Source organism: Saccharopolyspora gloriosae (assembly GCF_014203325.1).
Classification (GTDB): domain Bacteria; phylum Actinomycetota; class Actinomycetes; order Mycobacteriales; family Pseudonocardiaceae; genus Saccharopolyspora_C; species Saccharopolyspora_C gloriosae.
In genome coordinates this window covers 4,014,720-4,032,151 of record NZ_JACHIV010000001.1, presented here as the reverse complement: position 1 = coordinate 4,032,151, position 17,432 = coordinate 4,014,720, and the positions used below count along the sequence as shown (strand labels likewise).

Below are 17,432 nucleotides of genomic sequence, written 5' to 3'. Positions count from 1 at the left end.
CCGCCACCTCAGACCGCCTCGCGGAGCGCGGACCGCTGCAACTTCCCGGTGCTGTTGCGCGGCAGCGCGTCGGCGAAGTGGATGCGGCGCGGGTACTTGTACGGGGCGATCACGCCCTTCGCGAACGCCTGCAACTCGGCGGCGGTGGCCGTTTCCCCCGGCCGCAGCACGACGTGGGCGGTGACCACGTGGCCGCGTTCCGCGTCCGGGGTGCCGACGACCGCGCAGTCGGCGACCGAGGGGTGTTGCAGGAGCGCCTGCTCCACCTCCGGCCCGGCCACGTTGTACCCGGCGGTGATGATCATGTCGTCGGAGCGGGCCTGGAACCAGAACAGGCCGTCGGCGTCGCGGACGTAGATGTCGCCGGTGCGGTTCCAGCCGTGCACCACGTACTCCCGCTGCCTGCGCCCGTCCAGGTAGCGGCAGCCGGTCGGCCCCCGCACCACGAGGTGCCCCGGCACGCCGTCGGGCGCGCTGCGCCCGAGGTCGTCGACGACGTCGACCCGGTAGCCGGGAACCGCCCGGCCGGTGGCCCCGGGCCTGATGTCGTCGTCGGCGGCGGACACGAACACGTGCAGCATCTCGGTCGATCCGATCCCGTCGATGACGCGGATTCCGGTGGCAGCGCGGAAGTCGCGCCACACCGAGGCGGGCAGCGGCTCGCCCGCCGACACGCAGCGGCGCAGGCTCGCCAGCCGCTCGGGCCGGCCGTCCCCGGCGAGCGCGCGGTAGGCGGTGGGGGCGGTGAACAGCACCGTCGCGCGGTTCTCGGCCACGTGCGCGGCCAGTTCCTGGGGGGTGGCGCGTTCGAGCAGCAGCGCGGCGGCACCGGCCCGGAGCGGGAAGACGAGCAACCCGCCGAGCCCGAAGGTGAAGGCGAACGGAGGGGTCCCGGTCACCAGGTCGTCCGGGCGCAGCGCCACCACGTGGTGGGCGAAGGTGTCCGCGATCGCGAGCACATCGCGGTGGAAGTGCATCGTGACCTTCGGCTCGCCGGTCGTGCCGGAGGTGCAGGCCAGCAGCGCGACGTCGTCCGCCGAGGTCGCCACGTCGTCGAACGGGTCCTGCCGGGCCGCGCGCACCGCGAGGTCGTCGGCGCCGGCACCGCCGAACGGCACGATCGGCATCCCGGCGATGCCCGCGGACGCCAGCTCGGCGACGAACCGGTGGTCGCACAGGGCCACCGCCGGCCGGGTCAGCCCGCCGACGGTGGCGAGTTCGCCGGACCGGAGCATCGCGGTCGTCGTGACGGCGACCGCGCCCGCTTTGAGCACGCCGAGCCAGGCCGCCGCGAGCCACGGGGTGTTCGGCCCGTGCAGGATCACGCGGTTCCCCGGCACGACACCGAGTTCCCGGGTCAACGCGGCGGCCACGGCGGCGGCGCGGTCGCGCAGCTCGCCGTAGGTCCACGCGACGGGATTCGGTGCCGGGGCGCGCAAGGCGGGACGGTCCGGTCCGTACCGCGCGATCGCGGTGTCGAGGAGTTCCGAGCCCGCGTTGAGCCGCGCGGGGTAGTCCAGTTCCGGCAGCTCGAACAGCAGCTCCGGCCAGTCCTCCTCGGCGGGCAGCCGGTCCCGGCAGAAGGTGTCGATGTGCGCGGACGGGTTGAGGGACGACGTCGGCACCACGGCCAGGTCCTCCTCGCTCGCAGGGGACTACGGGTTCCGCGGCTCGACGTCGAGCACGGCGATTCCTTGCAGTTCGACCAGGGCCGCGCGATCCCACAACCGGGTCACCCCGACCGCCGCGGTCGCCGGGTAGTGCGCGCCGACGTGCCGTTTCCAGACCGCCCCCACCTCGCGGCCGACGGCCCGGTACGCCTCGACGTCGACCAGGTAGATCGTCAGCTGGGCCAGATCGTCAGGAGATCCGCCCGCGGCGCGCAGCGCCGCCACCAAGTTGGCCAGCGCGCGGTCGAACTGGTCGAGGACACCCGCGTCGACGATGCGCCCTTCGGCGTCGGTCCCGGTCTGCCCGGCCAGCAGCACCACCCGGCCCTCGGCCACGACGGCGTGGCTGAAGCCCGAGGGCCGGGCCAGCTCGGGAGGATTCACGCGGTCCATCACGAGTGCACCCCTCCGCCGTCGATGACGATGCCCTGGCCGTTGATCGCGCCGCTGGCGACGCAGACGGCCACGACGTCGGCGACCTCCTCGGCGGTGATGAGCCGGCCGATCGGTTGCTTGGCGGCCAGGGCCGCCCGGGACGCCGCGAGGTCGCGGCCGGTGCGGGCGCTGATCGCGGCCACCGTGGCGTCGGTCATGGGCGTGTCCACGTACCCGGGGCACACGGCGTTGACGGTGACGCCCGTCCCGGCCAGTTCGGCCGCGGCCGAGCGCACCAGTCCCAGCACGCCGTGCTTGCTGGCGGTGTAGGCGCTGATGTAGCGCTCGCCGCGCCGGGCGGCCACCGAGGCGATCGACACCACGCGGCCCCACCCCGCGTCGGCCATCGGCGGGGCCGCCCTGCGCAGCAGGCGGAACGGTGCCGTCAGGTTCAGCGCGAGCATCTGCTCCCACTGCTCATCGGTGGTCGACGCCAAGGGTGCGGACGTCCCGGCACCCGCCGCGAGCACCAGGACATCGACGTGCCCCCAGCGGGATTCGACCGCGGCGCACGCGGTCTCCGCGGCCTCCGGTGCGGTCAGGTCCAGCGGCAGGGTGAGGGTCGGCCCGGGCAGCTCGGCCGCGACCGACTCCAGTTCCGAAGCGGTGCGGGCGGCCAAGGCGACCCGGTGTCCCGCGGCGCCGAGCCGCCGGGCGACCGCAGCCCCGATGCCCCGCCCCGCCCCGGTGACGAGACATACCCGCGAATCTGATCGAGTGACCATGAAGACAACATACGATTGGTCAATCGCCCATGTCTAGAGACTGATTCAGGTCAAGTGATACCCCTCCTGGGGGGCGGCAGGCGACGGCGACCTCCGGCAGCGGTGCCCGCCGCGGCCACGCGGTCGAGCAGCGCGCGGTGCCCGGACTCGAAAAGGCGGTGTCACGCGGAGAAATCAGCACTGCCGACCTCGAACGCGACCGGACGGTCCTGCGCGGAAACCAAGCGCACCAGCTTCACTTCGACGGTGCGACCCGGCATTCGGCCGAGCCCCGTGGAGAGAAATGCTCGGCCGGGGCCGGGTTCGACCCGAGGTGAGGGGATCGGCGAGCGGCCTCGCAGAACCGGCCGCTACTTCGCAGGACGAGCGGCGGTGGCTCACCGACACCTTCGAGCAGGCGGAGATTCAGCGTCGCTGCTCCACGCGCACTGCTCGACCGCGCCGTTTTCGGAGAGGAGTTCACCTCAGGTGCGCCGCAAGCGTGCCCAGTGCCTCGCCGGGTGGTTTCGAACCGGCCTGACCGGGTAACACTGGTGGCTCTCGCCGCATTAGGAGGAGGGGCCTTCCGATGGCAGATGAGCTGCGCGGCCGACGGGTCGCGATCCTGGCCGACGGTGTCGAGCAGGTCGAACCGACCCGGCCCCGCCGGGCGGTCGACCAGGCCGGGTGCAGATGACGCTACGTTCGATCCACACTGGACAGATCCGGTCGATGAACGCCGACATCGACAGGGACGACACCTCCACCGTCGGCCGGTCGGCCTCCCAACGTTGTCGAGCGACGACTTCGACGCCTTGGCCCTGCCGGGCGGCGGGCTGGGTCGACTCCGACGCGGTGGGCCTCCTGCGGGACATGGTCCGGTAAGCCGGTCGGCTCGCCGTGTCATGGCCAGCGGACGTTGGTCGAGGCCGACGTGCGTGGCCGGACCCTGACGTCGTTTCCCAGTGCCCGCAACGAAATCCGCAAAGCCGGGACCAGGGCTTGGTCATCAGCCGCGCCCCCACTGCCCGCGTTCTTCTCCCAGATCGTCGAAGAGTTCGCCGAGGGCCGCCAGCCCGTCGGCGCCCAGACCTGATCGGGCCACGATTCGCACCCGGAGATCATCATGAAGGCACTTGTGTACAACGGACCCCGCGACGTGACGGTCGCCGACGTCGACGACGCCCGCATCGAGGCGCCCAACGACGTCCTGGTCAAGATCACGGCGACGAACATCTGCGGGTCGGATCTGCACATGTACGAAGGCCGTACCGACTTCGAGCAGGGCCGCATCTTCGGCCACGAGAACGTCGGCGAGGTCGTCGAGGTCGGCGCCGGGATCGACAAGGTCGCGGTGGGGGACATGGTCTCCGCGCCGTTCAACGTCTCCTGCGGGCACTGCCAGAACTGCGAGCACGGTCTGACCAACTACTGCCTGGCCGCGAACGTGGAGGGCATGGCAGGCGGGGCGTACGGGTTCGCCGACATGGGCGGCTGGGCCGGCGGCCAAGCCGAGCTGTTGCGCATCCCCTGGGGTGACTTCCAGTGTCTGCGCCTGCCCGAGGACGCGGCCGAGAAGCAGAACGACTACGTGATGCTCTCGGACATCTTCCCCACCGGCTGGCACGCGGTGGAGATGTCGGGCCTGAAGCCGGGCGAGTCCATCGTGATCTACGGCGGTGGTCCGGTCGGACTGATGGCGGCCCTCTCCGCGAGCGTGAAGGGGGCGGCGAAGGTCATGGTCGTCGACCGCCACCCCGACCGGCTGCGCCTCGCCGAGCAGATCGGTGCGATCGCGATCGACGATTCCCAGGGCGACCCGGTCGAGCAGGTCACCGCGCACACCAAGGGAATCGGCGCCGACCGCGGCGCGGAGTGCGTCGGCTACCAGGCCCACGACCCCCAAGGCAACGAGGACAACGCGGCGACCTTGAACAAGCTGGTCTCCTCCGTGCGGTTCACCGGCGGCATCGGCACCGTCGGGGTGTTCGTTCCTCAGGACCCGGGCGGTCCGGATGAGCTGTCCCAGCAGGGCAAGGCCCGCTTCGACTTCGGCAACTTCTGGTTCAAGGGCCAGCAGATGGGCTGCGGGCAGGCCCCGGTCAAGCGCTACAACCGCCACCTGCGCGACCTCATCGCCGAGAACAAGGCCGAGCCTTCGTGGATCGTGTCCCACAACCTGCCGTTGGAGAAGGCGCCGGACGCCTACAAGCACTTCGACGCCCGCGAAGACGGCTGGACCAAGGTCGTGCTCAACCCGGCCCAGGCCGCCTGACTCGCCCCCACGCGAGGTCGACTCCGCGCTAGCCGGTGATCCACCGGCGTAGCAGGGAACATCCCCGCGTGCGCGGGGCCGACCCGAATTGGACTGGTCGAAGATGTGGACGCGGTGGGTTCGGGAAGATCCACTGCATGATCGGCAATCGAACATCAAAAGGCCCGCTGGACTGCACTTTCGTGCTAGCTCAGCGGGCTTTTGCGCCGTCGGACGGCGGGATTCGAACCCGCGGCCCCTTGGCCCCCAGTGGCCTTGAGGAGTGAGCTCGCGCTGTGCGCAGCGGCCCGGCCTACGCCTCGGGCAGCGGGTGGACGGCCCCCATGGTGATGTCGAGGAGTTGCGCCACGGAACGCTTGCCGTCGCAGCTGACCCATTCGAGACGGGCGTATTCGAAGCACGAGACGGCTGCGGCGGCGAGTGCGCCGGCACGCAGTCGCCGCTCGCCGGAAGGTGCGGCGATGAGCCGGGGCGCGAGTACATCGGCGAGAAGCTCGTTCCACTGCGCTTGTTTGCGCAGGTGGCCGCCGTAAAGAACTGGCGTTTCGTAGACGAGCCGCGTCATCCGAAGTGACCGCTCTGCTCCGTCGAGCATCTCGATCAGGTGATCGAACGATCGGCGCAATGCGAGCCAGGGGTCCTCGTGGGGTGAGCGAGCCTCGAGTCGGTCGGCGATGCCGGTGCCGGTCTCGTCCAGCATGTGGGTGAAGACGGCTTCCTTGTTCGCGAAATAGCGAAAGAAGCTGCGAGGGGACAACCCGGCTGCGGCGGCGATCTGGTCCACGGTGACGGCTTCGTATCCAGCTACGAGGAAGAGGTCGATGGCGACCGCCGTCACCTCCGTGCGCACTGCCTGTCGCTTGCGATCTTGCAAGGTCAACTCTGCTCGCTGCATCTCCCGACGTTAACAGAGGAAGTCGGATATGGCATGTCGTGCCTGTAATGGCAGAGTCTGCCAAACCGTGCTACCGTGACTTCTCGGGCGGCGAACCGAGCTCCGGACTCGTGGCCGCCCCCTCCTCCCGAGCGCCGAGCTGGATGCGCCGGCATCAACCAGGCGCGCTTCTCGGAACGAACGACGACTGAAGGCGGACATGTCTCCTGAAACGATCACTGTCGATTACCTGATCATCGGCGCGGGAGCCACCGGAATGGCATTCGCGGACGCCCTGCTCAGCGAGAGCGGCGACACGATGGCCGTGGTGGATCGCAATCACGCCCCTGGTGGCCATTGGACGGTGTCGTACCCGTTCGTCAGGCTGCACGGGCCGTCCAACGTCTACGGGGTCCACTCGCGGCCGATGCCGAGCGATTCGATCGGAGCGAGCCTCGCTTCGCGTCACGAGGTCCTCGACTACTACGACCGCATCATGCGCGACGTGCTGCTGGCTTCGGGTCGCGTCACCTACCTGCCGATGCACGACGTCGCCGACGTGCACCCCGGCCGACCGGCGATCGCGCAGGCGCGGTCCCTCGTCAACGGGGTCACGACGGAGATCATCGTCAGGAAGCGGGTCGTCGACGCGTCCTACGTGAACGTGACCGTGCCCGCGATGAATCGCCCGAGCTACGGAATCGAGGACGGTGTGCCGGTCGTCCCGGTCAACCAACTCGTCGAGCTCGGCGGTGCGCCCGAGCGGTTCACCATCGTCGGAGCCGGAAAGACCGGCCTGGACGCCTGCCTATGGCTGCTCGACCATGGGGTCGACCCGGACCGCGTCAGGTGGATCGCCCCGCGTGACGCGTGGTTGGTCAACCGCAGTCACGACGGAGCCGAGCCGCAGTTCCGGGAGCTGACGAAACTGCACGGACACGATTCGGTCGACGCCGCGATCGGAGTGCTTGAGGAGCTAGGCCTGGTGCTCCGGCGTGACGTCGCCGTCACGCCCAGCGCCTTCCGGTGCGCGACGGTCAGCTCCACCGAACTCGGTCAGCTGCGGCAGATCGAGAACGTGGTGCGGCTGGGGCGCGTGCGCCGCATGGACTCCGCCGGAGTCCATCTTGAGGGCGGCAGTATCACGACACCGCCCGGGACCGTCTACATCGATTGCTCCGCCGACGGCCTCACGCAGAAGTCGCCGAGGCCCGTCTTCGAGGACGGCTCGATCGCATTGCAACCCCTGTTGCCGTGCCTTGTCGCACCTAGCGCCGCGGTCATCGCGAAATTGGAATGCCTCGACCTTGACGACACCGCCCGCAACCGCTTGGCCCCTCCGGCCGAGAACCCCCGTACCGCTCGTGACCTGCTGTCCTTCTACGGCACGCGCATGGAGCGCTTGCACCGGTGGTCTGGTTCGCCCGCTCTGTTCGAGTGGCTCCTCGGATCTCGGCTCTCGGCCGGCTTGTTCGACCTGCACGAGATGGCCCATCCGGACAACCGGGCCACGGCGGCAGCGCTCGCCGCGCACTTGGGCAACGTCCTGAACCGGGACAGCGTAGCTGTGTGAATCGGCCGGAGTTCGAGCGAAGCATAGGGCATCGAGCGTCTGTGGCAGAAAACGACAAGAAAGGTGTGCGACGTCAGCATGTTCAGCGATTCTGGATTCGGTCGGCATCATCGAGATGCAGCAGGTTCCGGCGCCCGTATCGGCGGGGAAGAGGCGGAGGTCGTCTGGTGACAGTGCGCCCGTTCGTGGTCGATGTGCCGCAACGCGAACTGGACGAACTGAGGGAACGCCTGCGTCGTACTCGACTGTTCGATTCGGATCTTGGTTGGTCCGCCGGGATGCCCGCCCGAACGCTGCGCGGCCTGATCGATTACTGGATGAATGAGTTCGACTGGCGCCTGATCGAACGTCAGATCAACGAGCTTCCCCAGTTCCAGGCCGACGTTTCCTCCAAGGCCGGCGAGTTTCGCCTGCACTTCGTGCATGCACGTGGAAGGGGACCGGACCCGTTGCCGCTGGTGTTCAGCCATGGCTGGCCGGGATCGTTCTGGGAGGTGCATAAGATCATCGGTCCGCTGACGGATCCGGTCGCTCACGGAGGCGACGCAAGGGATGCCTTCGACGTTGTCGCGCCGAGCCTCCCGGGGTATGGATTCTCTCCCCATCCCGGCCGACCAGGCGTCGATCCATCAGCGATCGCAGAAGCGTTCCACACCCTGATGGCGGACACTCTCGGTTATCGTCGCTACGTCGCCCAGGGCGGGGACTGGGGTTCGTTCGTCACCGCCGCGCTGGGACGCAGCCACTACGGGGTCAGTGAAGGTGTCGCAGCCATTCACCTGAACTTTTTTCCAGACCGGCCTTCGCGGGCGTCCGTGGAACATGAGGAGTACCTGCGGGCCGTTGAAGATTGGAACGCCCGCGAGGGCGGGTACTCCCAGGTGCAGGCGACCAAGCCGCTGACCATCGGTCACGCGCTGACGGATTCCCCGGCGGCCCTGGCAGGTTGGATCGTAGAGAAATTCCAAAGCTGGAGTGACTGCGAGGGGGACGTTGAATCGGTTTTCTCCAAAGATGATCTACTAACTGAAATCATGTTCTACTGGCTCGGCGGCACGAGTGCAACCGCGGCCCGCCTGTACTACGAAGCGGCCTCCACGTCCGGAGTCGCGCCGAGCGGCTCCAGGGGTGTCCCCACCGCTTACGCGGCTTTTCCCCAGGAACTCTTCGTGCCATCACGCGAAGTCGTTTCCACAGCCTTCAACGTTCAACGGTACAGCAAGTTCTCCCGCGGCGGCCATTTTGCCGCTTTGGAGCGGCCCGACGCGCTCGTGGAAGATATCCGCACCTTCTTCCGTAGTTATCGGTAATGCCGGTCGGCTTCGGATTGATCAGAATGTAGACGTATCCCTGCTCTCGCGCACTGGTGTCACCATGTTCCTTTTCGTTGGATTTCGAGTCCACCTCCATCGCACGGTTGACCATCGTGGGGCTGGCGGTTGACTTATCGCTTCACGTGTTCACTATCGGCTCGATCAGGTGCGCTCGGCAGATTGCAGTTCTTCTTCGAAATTGCCACGGGAAGAAAGGGGGTCCCGCGTGACCAGTCCCACGTCGCGTATCGAACAAAGGGCGAAAAACTACGCAAGACCGTTGATCGGCGTCATGGTCAGCGCTGCATTCGTGATGATTCTCAACGAGACCATACTCAGTGTTTCACTTCGTGACCTGAGCATCGAGCTTGCCGTGCCGTCTACTACTGTGCAGTGGTTGACCAGCGGGTATCTGTTGACTATGGCCATCGTCATCCCGGCGACCGGCTACTTGCTCGATAGATATACGCCCCGTCAGATGTTTCTAGTGTCGCTGCTGATATTCACCGCAGGTACCGTCCTGGCTGGTTTGGCTCCTGGATTCGAGGTTCTGCTAGCTGGGCGTGTGGTCCAGGCCGTTGGTACTGCGTTGATACTCCCGCTGCTGATGACGACGTCATTGCGGCTCGTCCCGGAGGAGAAGCGCGGCGCTACGATGGGAACGATCACCATTGTCATAGCCGTAGCCCCTGCGATCGGCCCGGCGATCGGTGGCGCCGTCCTCTCCGGACTCAGCTGGCGCTGGATGTTCTGGCTGGTTCTTCCGCTGTCCCTGGCCGCGCTCGCGATTGGTGCCCGGTGGCTGCACCTCGACACCGCTGAAAGCCCGCCCCCGCTGGACATCTCGTCGGTATTCCTTTCGGCGATCGGGTTCGGCGGCCCCGTCTACGGCCTGTCGGCGATCGGTAAGGGAAGTGGTGGCGGTGTCCCGTCATGGATCGCCGCTGGAGCCGGGCTTGTAGCGCTCGTGCTCTTCGTAGTCCGACAGCTGCGGCTGCAACGAGAAAATCGAGCATTGCTCGATCTGCGACCATTCGGGCGGCGTCCGTTCGTCATCGCCTTAGAGCGTGTCTCGTTTGGATCTTGACCCGCCGTCCGGGATGATCGTCCATTGTGGTTGATGCGTTGTCGCGCAGGTTGGTTCCTGACGAGCTGTGGGAGCTGGTCGAGCCGTTGATTCCCGAGGTTAAGGACCGCCCGCAGGGTGGTGGTCGGGCGCCGGCGAACCCTCGGATGGTGTTCACGGCGATCGTGTACGTGCTCACCAGCGGGTGCGCGTGGCGGTGGCTGCCGCCGTCGTTCGGCGTCAAGGTCCCGACCGCGCACCGGTGGTTCGTGCGCTGGACCGAAGCGTGCTTGTGGGCACGGATCCATCACGCGATGCTGGACGAGTTAGGTGGTCAGGGCTTGATCGACTGGTCCCGCGCGGTGGTTGACGCCGCCCATGTTCGGGCGAAAAAAGGGGATCTATGACCGGTCCGAGCCCGGTCGATCGGGGCAAGCCTGGTTCGAAACTCCACATGCTCTCCGACGCTACCGGGCTGCCGATGGTCACCGGGATCTCGGCAGGCAACACGGCTGATGGTGACGCGATGATCCCGCTGGTCAACGCGATCCCGCCGGTCCGCTCCCGCCGCGGGCCGCGACGCCGCAAGCCCGCGAAGTTGCATGGCGACAAGGCCTATAACAGCCGCGCACGTCGCCGATGGTTGAGAGACAAGGGAATCCGACCCCGACTGGCCCGCAAGGACATCGAGCCCAAGGAACGCCTCGGCCGCCACCGGTGGGTCATCGAACGCTCCATGGCCTGGTTCACCGGCTACCGCCGCCTGACCCTGCGCTACGAACGCCGCGCCGACACCTTCAAAGCCTTCCTCGCCCTGGCAGCCGCCCTCGTCTGCTTCAAACGACTCCAACACGCCAAGTGAGACGCGCTCTTAATGATTACGGCGTTGATGTTGCTGTCCCTGATCGGCGTTGCGTCAGTGCTACTGCCGCTCTACTTGCAGACGGTGCTCGGTGTGAGCCCGTTAGTGGCGGGGCTCATCATGCTCCCGGGAGGACTCCTTTTCGGAATTCTCGGTCGGCCGGTCGGCGCACTGTTCGATCGGCGCGGAGCCCGACCCTTGGTCGTTCCAGGTGCTGCGCTAATGGCGTCGGGCCTCGGCCTGTTCTCGATCACGGGTACCGGAACTCCGCTGTCGGCCATCGTCGTATTTCACCTCGTGCTGATGTCCGGGATGTCACTGATGCTGACGCCGCTGATGGCGGAAGCTCTGGGTTCGTTGCCGGACAAGCTGTATTCGCATGGCAGTGCCAGCCTCTCCGCGGTGCAACAGGTCGCAGGCGCGATGGGTACGGCGTTGTTCGTCTCCATAGCCGCACTCGGCTCAGCCACTGACGAGCTCTCCCCGGACGCTGCCGGCCTACATGTGGCGTTCGCAACGGCCGGCGCTATCGGGCTCCTGACGTTGCTGCTGTCACTACTGGTGGGTCATCGGTACGCGCAAGCGCGGTAGTGATCGGGGTGGCGCATGCATGCACGACGCGTCAGGTGCGTCCAACAATCCAGTGCGGCACGAAGCTGTTCTCTGCCGAAGCGACCACCTTCACGCGCCACCCTCGATTCTGCTTGTCGGCTCCTGCCCGCTGGTCAGGTGACGATGTCGGCGAGCCGGGTGATCTCGTCGGGGTCGTCTACGGCGGAAACGAAAATGATCTCGTCGATACCGAGGTCGGTGTAGACCGTGACGGTCTGCTCGATCGTCTTCCGGGTGGTGCAGAGCACCGCGTTGGTGGCGATCTCCTTGGGTGCCAGCCGGTAGAAGTCCTGGATGTTCGCCCGTCCGGCCTCGGGGGCGCCCAGTGCGAAGTAGGCGAGCACGACGAGTTTCGGGGCGCCCTGGCGGCCTGCCTCGTGCCAGGCACGCTTCGCCGCCTCGAAGCGCGGGGCCGTCGTGGACGACGGCAGCGAACCGCCGATGTAGCCCTCGCCCCAGCGCACCATGCGATCCAGCGCGTGAGCGGAGTACCCGCCGAACAGCATGGGGACTTGCCGGGTTCCCGATGGCACGGCTGGGTTCGGCCCGTTGCCGACCGGGGCGCCGGCCCAGACCTCGCGGTAGGTCGCCAGGTCGGATTCCAACCGCGCGCCGTGACCGTGCAGCTCGTGCCCGGGAACGGTGAATTCGTCCCCGCGCGAGCCGACGCCCACGCCGAGCGTGAGACGGCCGCCGGAGACACCGGGGACGTGAAGTTGATCCCGGCATGGGGCAGGCCGAGACGAAGAAGTTGCTGGGGGGCAGAGGGAAGGATTTCGTCAGCTTGCGCGATGACTACTGCAACACCGGTGCCCGGCTGTCAGAGGTCGCGATCTGTCGGTCGAGGATCTGGACTTCGGCACTGATTCCGTTGCGTACCGCGGAAAGGGAGCGAAGACCCGTCGGGTGCGGTTCGGGCACAAGACCGCTCGTGCGCTGAGTCGCTACCTGCGGGCTCGCGCGAAACATCCGGGGTCCGGGCGGCCCAACGTGTGGCTCTCGGTGCGAGGCGGTCGGCCGCTGGGCGCCGAACGGTCCGCGTTCCGAGAGGGCTTTGTGCTTGTTCGCGGCAGTTGAGGCGGACCTGGTTTCGATCATCCAGGCTTGGAAGGACTCGATGTGGGCTTTGGTGATCTCGGCCGGGTCATCGGCGGCGTCGTCGGCGTCGGGGTCCGGTGAGTGTTCGGCGACGTTGCGGGCGAGCTGGGAGGCGGCGAGCAGGTAGTTGTAGCGGGTGGTCTCCGGGTGGTTGCCGGATCGCAGCGCGCGGTCCCAGTCGCGCAGGTATCCGGACCACGTCGGGGACAGTTCCCCGGTGATCCGATCAAGATCGAGAATGGGCATCGGGAACCTCCGAAGTCAAGGGGTCCAGCAACGGCGTGCTCGACTTCGAAGAACCGACCAAGAGCAGAAAAAGAGGGCCTTCGCAGTGTCTGACCTGCGAAGACCCTCTCGACCGTCGGGACGGCGGGATTCGAACCCACGACCCCTTGACCCCCAGGGGCGCCTGTGAACTGGCGTGACCTGCGGAAACGGAGAAACCGCTGGTGTAGCGGTGTCGTTGGGTGTCGTTCGGGGTGGTCGTGGTCGGTTCGGTTGTGCTTGTTCCTCCCGTTTTCCTCCCGGTACCGCGGTCAAAACAGGTTGTGCGACGGCTGATTTCGCTGTTGGCCGGGCCTGTTCGCCAAGCGGTGGCATTCGGATCTGGTCCCGGTTGACAGTTGGGGCAGGTGGTTCACGATGGCGGCGAGCCGGTCCTGCGCGGCGGCGTCCTCGATGGTGATCCGGCGGTGGTCCGACGAACGGCAGAGGCCTGAAAATGTTGGCGATGCCGGTCACCGGCGGCACAGGCGTCGGGCAGGGGTGGCGTGGCCCGCTGTGCCGGACCACCGAGGAACATGCTGATCGCCACTGCGGGGCGCGGAACCGCCACAGCGTGAGCTGTTCTTCACTCGTGGCTGCGGCGACGGAGCAGTTGAACGTTCGCACTCCGTTGTCGTCGTGAGCTAGATGTTGTCACGATGACGGTTCGCGAGATCTCGGTAAACTTCGGCGTTGTGCCGCAGGTGTGCGAGTTCGGAATCGCTGAGGTCGCGCCGTACCTTCGCGGGGATCCCGGCTACAAGTGAGCGGGGTGGCACCTGCATTCCTTCGGGGACCAGCGCGTTGGCGGCGACCAGGGACTCGGCGCCGACGATGGCGCCGTTGAGGACAGTGGCGTTCATGCCGATGAGACATCCGTCTTCGATGGTGCAGCCGTGCAGGACCGCGCCGTGGCCCACGGAGACGCCATTGCCGACTCGGGCGGGCGAACCGGGGTCGGCGTGGATGGTTGCGTTGTCCTGCACGTTGCTGCCGTTTCCCACGGAGACTTCTTCAGTGTCGGCGCGCAGTACCGCTCCGTAGAAGATTCCGGTCGCAGCACCGATATTCGCTTGGCCGATTACGGTGGCGGTGTCGGCGACCCAGGCGTCCGGGGCGACGGTGGGGAAGCTGTCCCCGATGGGGAGCACGTTGCGGCGCATGATGTTCGTCCTCGCTGTTGTGCGTGTGCTGGTCGGTGGATGTTGTCTGCGGGGCCGTGCGGAGCACGCAGTCGGTGCCGACTGGTCGTGGCGGTGATGCTTTTCCACGTTTCCGGCCGTCAGAAGCGCCCGGCTGCGCCTGTTCTGGTGACAGGACTTCGTTCGGCTCGGCCGGAGTTGCCGGTGGGTGAGTTAGTGCGTGAGGCGTCCTTCGAGTCGGCGGGCCATGCGTGAAATCGCGAGGTTGACCAGCAGGTAGAGCGCCGCGACGGCGACGTAGACCGGAATGGCGTACGTGCTGCCCAGGTATTCCACGGCGACCCGTCCCTCGCGCAGCAGCTCGGTGTAGCCGATGACGAAGCCGAGCGAGGTCTCCTTGAGGATGATCACGACTTGGGCCACGAGGGCGGGGAGCATCGCGTTGATCGCTTGCGGTAGCAGCACCACCCGCTGCGTCTCGATCTTGCGCAGGCCGATGGCGTAGGCGGCCTCGGCCTGCCCCTTGGGCAGGGATTGAATGCCCGCGCGGAAGATTTCGCAGATCACCGCACTGTTGTAGAGCGTGATTCCGATGACCAGCGCCCAGAAAGTGGGGACGTCGATTCCGATCGCCGGTGCGCCGAGGAAGATCATGAAGATCAGCACCAGCAGCGGCAGGCCTCGGAACAGCTCGATCCAGATCTTCGCGGCGCCGCGAAGCGGGCTCCGGTCGGACAGCCGTGCCGCGACGAGCAGCAGCGCGCCGGCGACGGACAGCACCATCGCGACGAGCGCGACCTGCAGGGTCGACCAGAGTCCGTGCAGCAGCAGGCGGGCCAGGTCGCGATTGAGCAGTACGGCCCAGCGTTCGGCGTCGAGGACGCCGTTGCGTCCGAGCTGGAACAGGGCGCTCGCGATGATGAGGGCGAGCACGGTTCCGGCGGCGACGGCACCGTTGCGGATGCGACGACGGCCGCGCGGGCCGGGACTGTCGAACAGCACCGAGGAGGTGACGGGTGCGGGACGCGTCGTGGCCGGTGTTGCGGGCCGGGCAGGTGTCGTGGTCATCGGGCCACCGCGACCTTCTTTTCGAGCCGCTCTGCCAGCAGACCGGCGGGGATGGTGATGACGAGGTAGAAGGCGCTGCAGGCGAGCAGGATCGGGATGACGGCGTCGCTCTCGATGGTCACCAGGGCGGTGGTGGAGGCCAGGAGCTCGGCGACGCCGAATGCGCTGGCGATGGCGGAGCTCTTGGTGAGGGCCACGAAGACGTTGAGCAGTGGTGGGATGACCGAGCGCAACGCTTGGGGCAGTACGACGAAGCGCAGCGCGCCGCGGAATTCGAGTCCGATGGATCGGGCGGCTTCGGCCTGGCCGGTGGGCACGGAGTTGATGCCCGAGCGGACGGCTTCGCAGAAGAACGCGGCGTAGTAGACCGACAGCGCTGCCACCGCGGCGGGGAAGAACCCGATCCGCACGCCCATCTGCGGCAGCCCGAACAGCGCGAAGAAGAAGATCACCGCGGTGGGCACGGTGCGCAGGCATTCGACGTAGCAGGTGGCTGCGGTCTGCAGCAGTGGCACCGGTGAAACGCGCATGCCGGCAAGGGCGACACCGAGCAGGAGCGCGATCGCGGCGGAGACGAGGATCAGGGCCAGCGAGGTGCCGAACCCCGCCAGCAGCACGGGCAGGTTGTTGATGACGGCGCTCATCGCTGCGTCCAGTGGGTGTGAAGGGGCCGGGCGGCGCTGGGCGGATTGGTCAGGAACATTGCTGCGGCTCCGGAAGGATCATGGGCTGCTTGGAGTAGCGGCCGAGGCTGGCGTCCCAGGCCCGGGAGTAGGAGCCGTCGTCGGAGGCCTGCTGCAGGGTCCGGCCGAGCCATTGGCAGAAACCGGTGTCGCCCTTGCTGATGCCGATCGCCCAGTTGTCCTGGTAGAAGGGGCGCCCGACCATTTCGAGCTCCTCCGTGTCCTTGCTGACGTATCCGGCGCCGATCGGGCCGTGGGTGGCCAGCGCGTCGACCGTGCCGTTCTTGAGCGCGTCGATGCACTTGGAGGAGACGTCGAACTCGATGAGATCGGTCTGCGGGAACTCCTCGCGGATGGTCGCCGAGACCTGGCCGCCGGTCGTCGAGCAGACCCGGGTGCCGCGAGGGGTCTGCGGGTCCTGGATTCCAGCGGGGTTGCCGCGCAGCGCGACCATGTCGAGCGAGATCGCGGCGTAGGGGCCCGCGAAGCTGACGACTTTCTTGCGCTTGTCGGTGATGGAGTAGGTGGCCATCACCAGGTCGACCTTGTCCTGGGCGAGGAACTGTTCGCGGTTGGCCGAGCTGGCCTCGACGTACTGGATCTGGTCGGCGCGCAGGCCGAGCTTCCCGGCGATGTACTCGCCGAGGTCGATTTCGAACCCTTCCTGCTGGCCGCGCAAGTTGCCCGCGGACAGGCCGGGGTGGTCGTAGCGAGTTCCGATCCGCAGGTGGCCGCGGTCCTGGATCTTCTGCATGGTCGAGCCGGGCGCGAAGCTCGGGTTCTCGGCTACCGGTGGTGTGATCCCGGGATTGGCCGCGCTGCTGACGCCGTGGGTGGCCACGAGCCCGATCGCGGTGATCAGCGCGGCGGCGGGGATGAGGCTCTTGGGGATGCGCACGTCGTTGTGCCTCCTGTTCGGAGATCCGTTCAGTGGGTGAGGACCTTGGAGAGGAAGTCGCGGGTCCGGTCGGAGCGGGGGGCGGCGAAGAAGTCCGCGGGCGGGGCCTGCTCGACGATCTGGCCGCGGTCCATGAAGATCACGCGGTGGGCGGCGGATTTGGCGAAGCCCATCTCGTGGGTGACCACGACCATCGTCATCCCGGTGGCGGCGAGTTCCTTCATGACCTCGAGGACCTCGCTGACCATTTCCGGGTCCAGAGCCGAGGTGGGCTCGTCGAACAGCAGCACCTTCGGTTCCATGGCCAGCGCACGGGCGATCGCGGCGCGCTGCTGCTGGCCGCCGGAGAGCTGCACGGGCATCTTGTGCGCTTGGTCGCCGACCCCGACGCGATCGAGCAGGCGCCGTGCCTCGGCCTCGGCCGCGGTCTTCTTCCGGCCCCGGACGCGAATCGGCCCCAGCGTGACGTTGTCCAAAATGGACATGTGCGCGAACAGGTTGAACTGCTGGAACACCATGCCCACATCGGAGCGCAGTGCGGCCAGGTCCTTGCCTTCACTGGGGAGCTCGGTCCCGTCGAGGGTGATCCGGCCGTTGTCGATGGGCTCCAGGCGGTTGATCGTGCGGCACAGGGTGGATTTGCCCGACCCGGACGGGCCGACGACCACGACCACCTCGCCGCGGGTGATGTCGAGGTCCACGTCGCGCAAGACGTGCAGTTCGCCGAAGTGCTTGTTGACCCCGCGCAAGGACACGAGCAGGTCGGAGGTCGTCTCCGGGTCGTCGGCGGTCTCGGATGCGGTGGAAGCGGTCATGGGATCTCCTTAGACGTGCACGGCGCTGTGGCTGTCTGCCTCGAACCCGGTCAGGAGGACGGGAAGTGCTCGGTAGTTGT

15 protein-coding genes and 2 pseudogenes are annotated in these 17,432 nt (G+C 67.3%); 6 read left to right on the top strand and 11 right to left on the bottom strand.

Annotation, left to right across the window (positions count from 1 at the left end; all coding sequences use genetic code 11):
• Positions 1 to 8: 8 nt before the first annotated feature.
• From BJ969_RS17780 to BJ969_RS17770, 3 genes are read right to left on the bottom strand one after another with little or no spacing between them, the layout of a single operon-like run.
• Positions 9 to 1,625, bottom strand: a complete 1,617-nt coding sequence (locus BJ969_RS17780; RefSeq protein ID WP_343071464.1) for an AMP-binding protein — start codon at positions 1,623 to 1,625, stop codon at positions 9 to 11.
• Between the two features lie 30 nt (positions 1,626 to 1,655).
• The gene (locus tag BJ969_RS17775; protein ID WP_184480077.1) at positions 1,656 to 2,063 is read right to left on the bottom strand and encodes a RidA family protein; all 408 of its coding nucleotides are present in this window, start codon (positions 2,061 to 2,063) and stop codon (positions 1,656 to 1,658) included.
• Positions 2,063 to 2,830, bottom strand: a complete 768-nt coding sequence (locus BJ969_RS17770) for an SDR family NAD(P)-dependent oxidoreductase (RefSeq protein ID WP_184480075.1) — start codon at positions 2,828 to 2,830, stop codon at positions 2,063 to 2,065. The genes BJ969_RS17775 and BJ969_RS17770 overlap by 1 nt, the downstream gene beginning before the upstream one ends.
• 1,105 nt (positions 2,831 to 3,935) lie before the next feature.
• On the opposite strand from BJ969_RS17770, the gene BJ969_RS17760 reads away from it, so the two are divergent.
• Positions 3,936 to 5,084, top strand: coding sequence for a glutathione-independent formaldehyde dehydrogenase (locus tag BJ969_RS17760; protein WP_184480072.1), 1,149 nt, complete (start codon positions 3,936 to 3,938; stop codon positions 5,082 to 5,084).
• A gap of 292 nt (positions 5,085 to 5,376) precedes the next feature.
• On the opposite strand, the gene BJ969_RS17755 is transcribed toward BJ969_RS17760, so the two are convergent.
• Positions 5,377 to 5,979, bottom strand: a complete 603-nt coding sequence (locus BJ969_RS17755; protein WP_184480070.1) for a TetR/AcrR family transcriptional regulator — start codon at positions 5,977 to 5,979, stop codon at positions 5,377 to 5,379.
• A 199-nt stretch (positions 5,980 to 6,178) separates the two neighbouring features.
• Between BJ969_RS17755 and BJ969_RS17750 the strand changes: the two genes are divergently transcribed.
• From BJ969_RS17750 to BJ969_RS17730, 5 genes and pseudogenes are all read left to right on the top strand, one after another.
• Positions 6,179 to 7,531, top strand: coding sequence for an FAD-dependent oxidoreductase (locus BJ969_RS17750; protein ID WP_184480068.1), 1,353 nt, complete (start codon positions 6,179 to 6,181; stop codon positions 7,529 to 7,531).
• Between the two features lie 167 nt (positions 7,532 to 7,698).
• Entirely contained in the window at positions 7,699 to 8,841 is a 1,143-nt protein-coding gene (locus BJ969_RS17745; RefSeq protein ID WP_221315861.1) for an alpha/beta fold hydrolase, read from the top strand.
• A 229-nt stretch (positions 8,842 to 9,070) separates the two neighbouring features.
• Positions 9,071 to 9,907: pseudogene (locus BJ969_RS17740) on the top strand (MFS transporter); the annotation flags it as partial.
• A 50-nt stretch (positions 9,908 to 9,957) separates the two neighbouring features.
• A protein-coding gene (locus BJ969_RS17735; protein ID WP_184480066.1) for an IS5 family transposase occupies positions 9,958 to 10,772 on the top strand; the annotation gives its coding sequence in 2 pieces (ribosomal slippage) (positions 9,958 to 10,306 and positions 10,306 to 10,772; 816 coding nt in all).
• A gap of 12 nt (positions 10,773 to 10,784) precedes the next feature.
• Positions 10,785 to 11,363, top strand: a complete 579-nt coding sequence (locus BJ969_RS17730; protein WP_184480063.1) for an MFS transporter — start codon at positions 10,785 to 10,787, stop codon at positions 11,361 to 11,363.
• 134 nt (positions 11,364 to 11,497) lie between these two features.
• Here BJ969_RS17730 and BJ969_RS17725 read toward each other — a convergent pair.
• The 7 genes and pseudogenes from BJ969_RS17725 to BJ969_RS17695 form a co-directional block, all read right to left on the bottom strand.
• Positions 11,498 to 12,073, bottom strand: a pseudogene (locus BJ969_RS17725) (LLM class flavin-dependent oxidoreductase); the annotation flags it as partial.
• Positions 12,074 to 12,179: 106 nt separating this feature from the next.
• The gene (locus BJ969_RS30195; RefSeq protein ID WP_246456935.1) at positions 12,180 to 12,728 is read right to left on the bottom strand and encodes a phage integrase N-terminal SAM-like domain-containing protein; all 549 of its coding nucleotides are present in this window, start codon (positions 12,726 to 12,728) and stop codon (positions 12,180 to 12,182) included.
• Between the two features lie 662 nt (positions 12,729 to 13,390).
• Positions 13,391 to 13,909 (bottom strand): gamma carbonic anhydrase family protein, encoded by a 519-nt coding sequence (locus BJ969_RS17715; protein WP_184480060.1) that lies wholly within the window; start codon positions 13,907 to 13,909, stop codon positions 13,391 to 13,393.
• Between the two features lie 192 nt (positions 13,910 to 14,101).
• The gene (locus BJ969_RS17710) at positions 14,102 to 14,956 is read right to left on the bottom strand and encodes an amino acid ABC transporter permease (protein ID WP_184480057.1); all 855 of its coding nucleotides are present in this window, start codon (positions 14,954 to 14,956) and stop codon (positions 14,102 to 14,104) included.
• Positions 14,953 to 15,600, bottom strand: coding sequence for an amino acid ABC transporter permease (locus tag BJ969_RS17705; protein WP_184480054.1), 648 nt, complete (start codon positions 15,598 to 15,600; stop codon positions 14,953 to 14,955). Before BJ969_RS17705 ends, BJ969_RS17710 begins: the two co-directional genes overlap by 4 nt.
• Positions 15,601 to 15,649: 49 nt before the next feature.
• Complete coding sequence (locus tag BJ969_RS17700) at positions 15,650 to 16,537, bottom strand: glutamate ABC transporter substrate-binding protein (protein ID WP_221315860.1); 888 nt, start codon at positions 16,535 to 16,537, stop codon at positions 15,650 to 15,652.
• 29 nt (positions 16,538 to 16,566) lie between these two features.
• Positions 16,567 to 17,352, bottom strand: a complete 786-nt coding sequence (locus BJ969_RS17695) for an amino acid ABC transporter ATP-binding protein (RefSeq protein WP_184480051.1) — start codon at positions 17,350 to 17,352, stop codon at positions 16,567 to 16,569.
• Positions 17,353 to 17,432 lie beyond the last annotated feature (80 nt).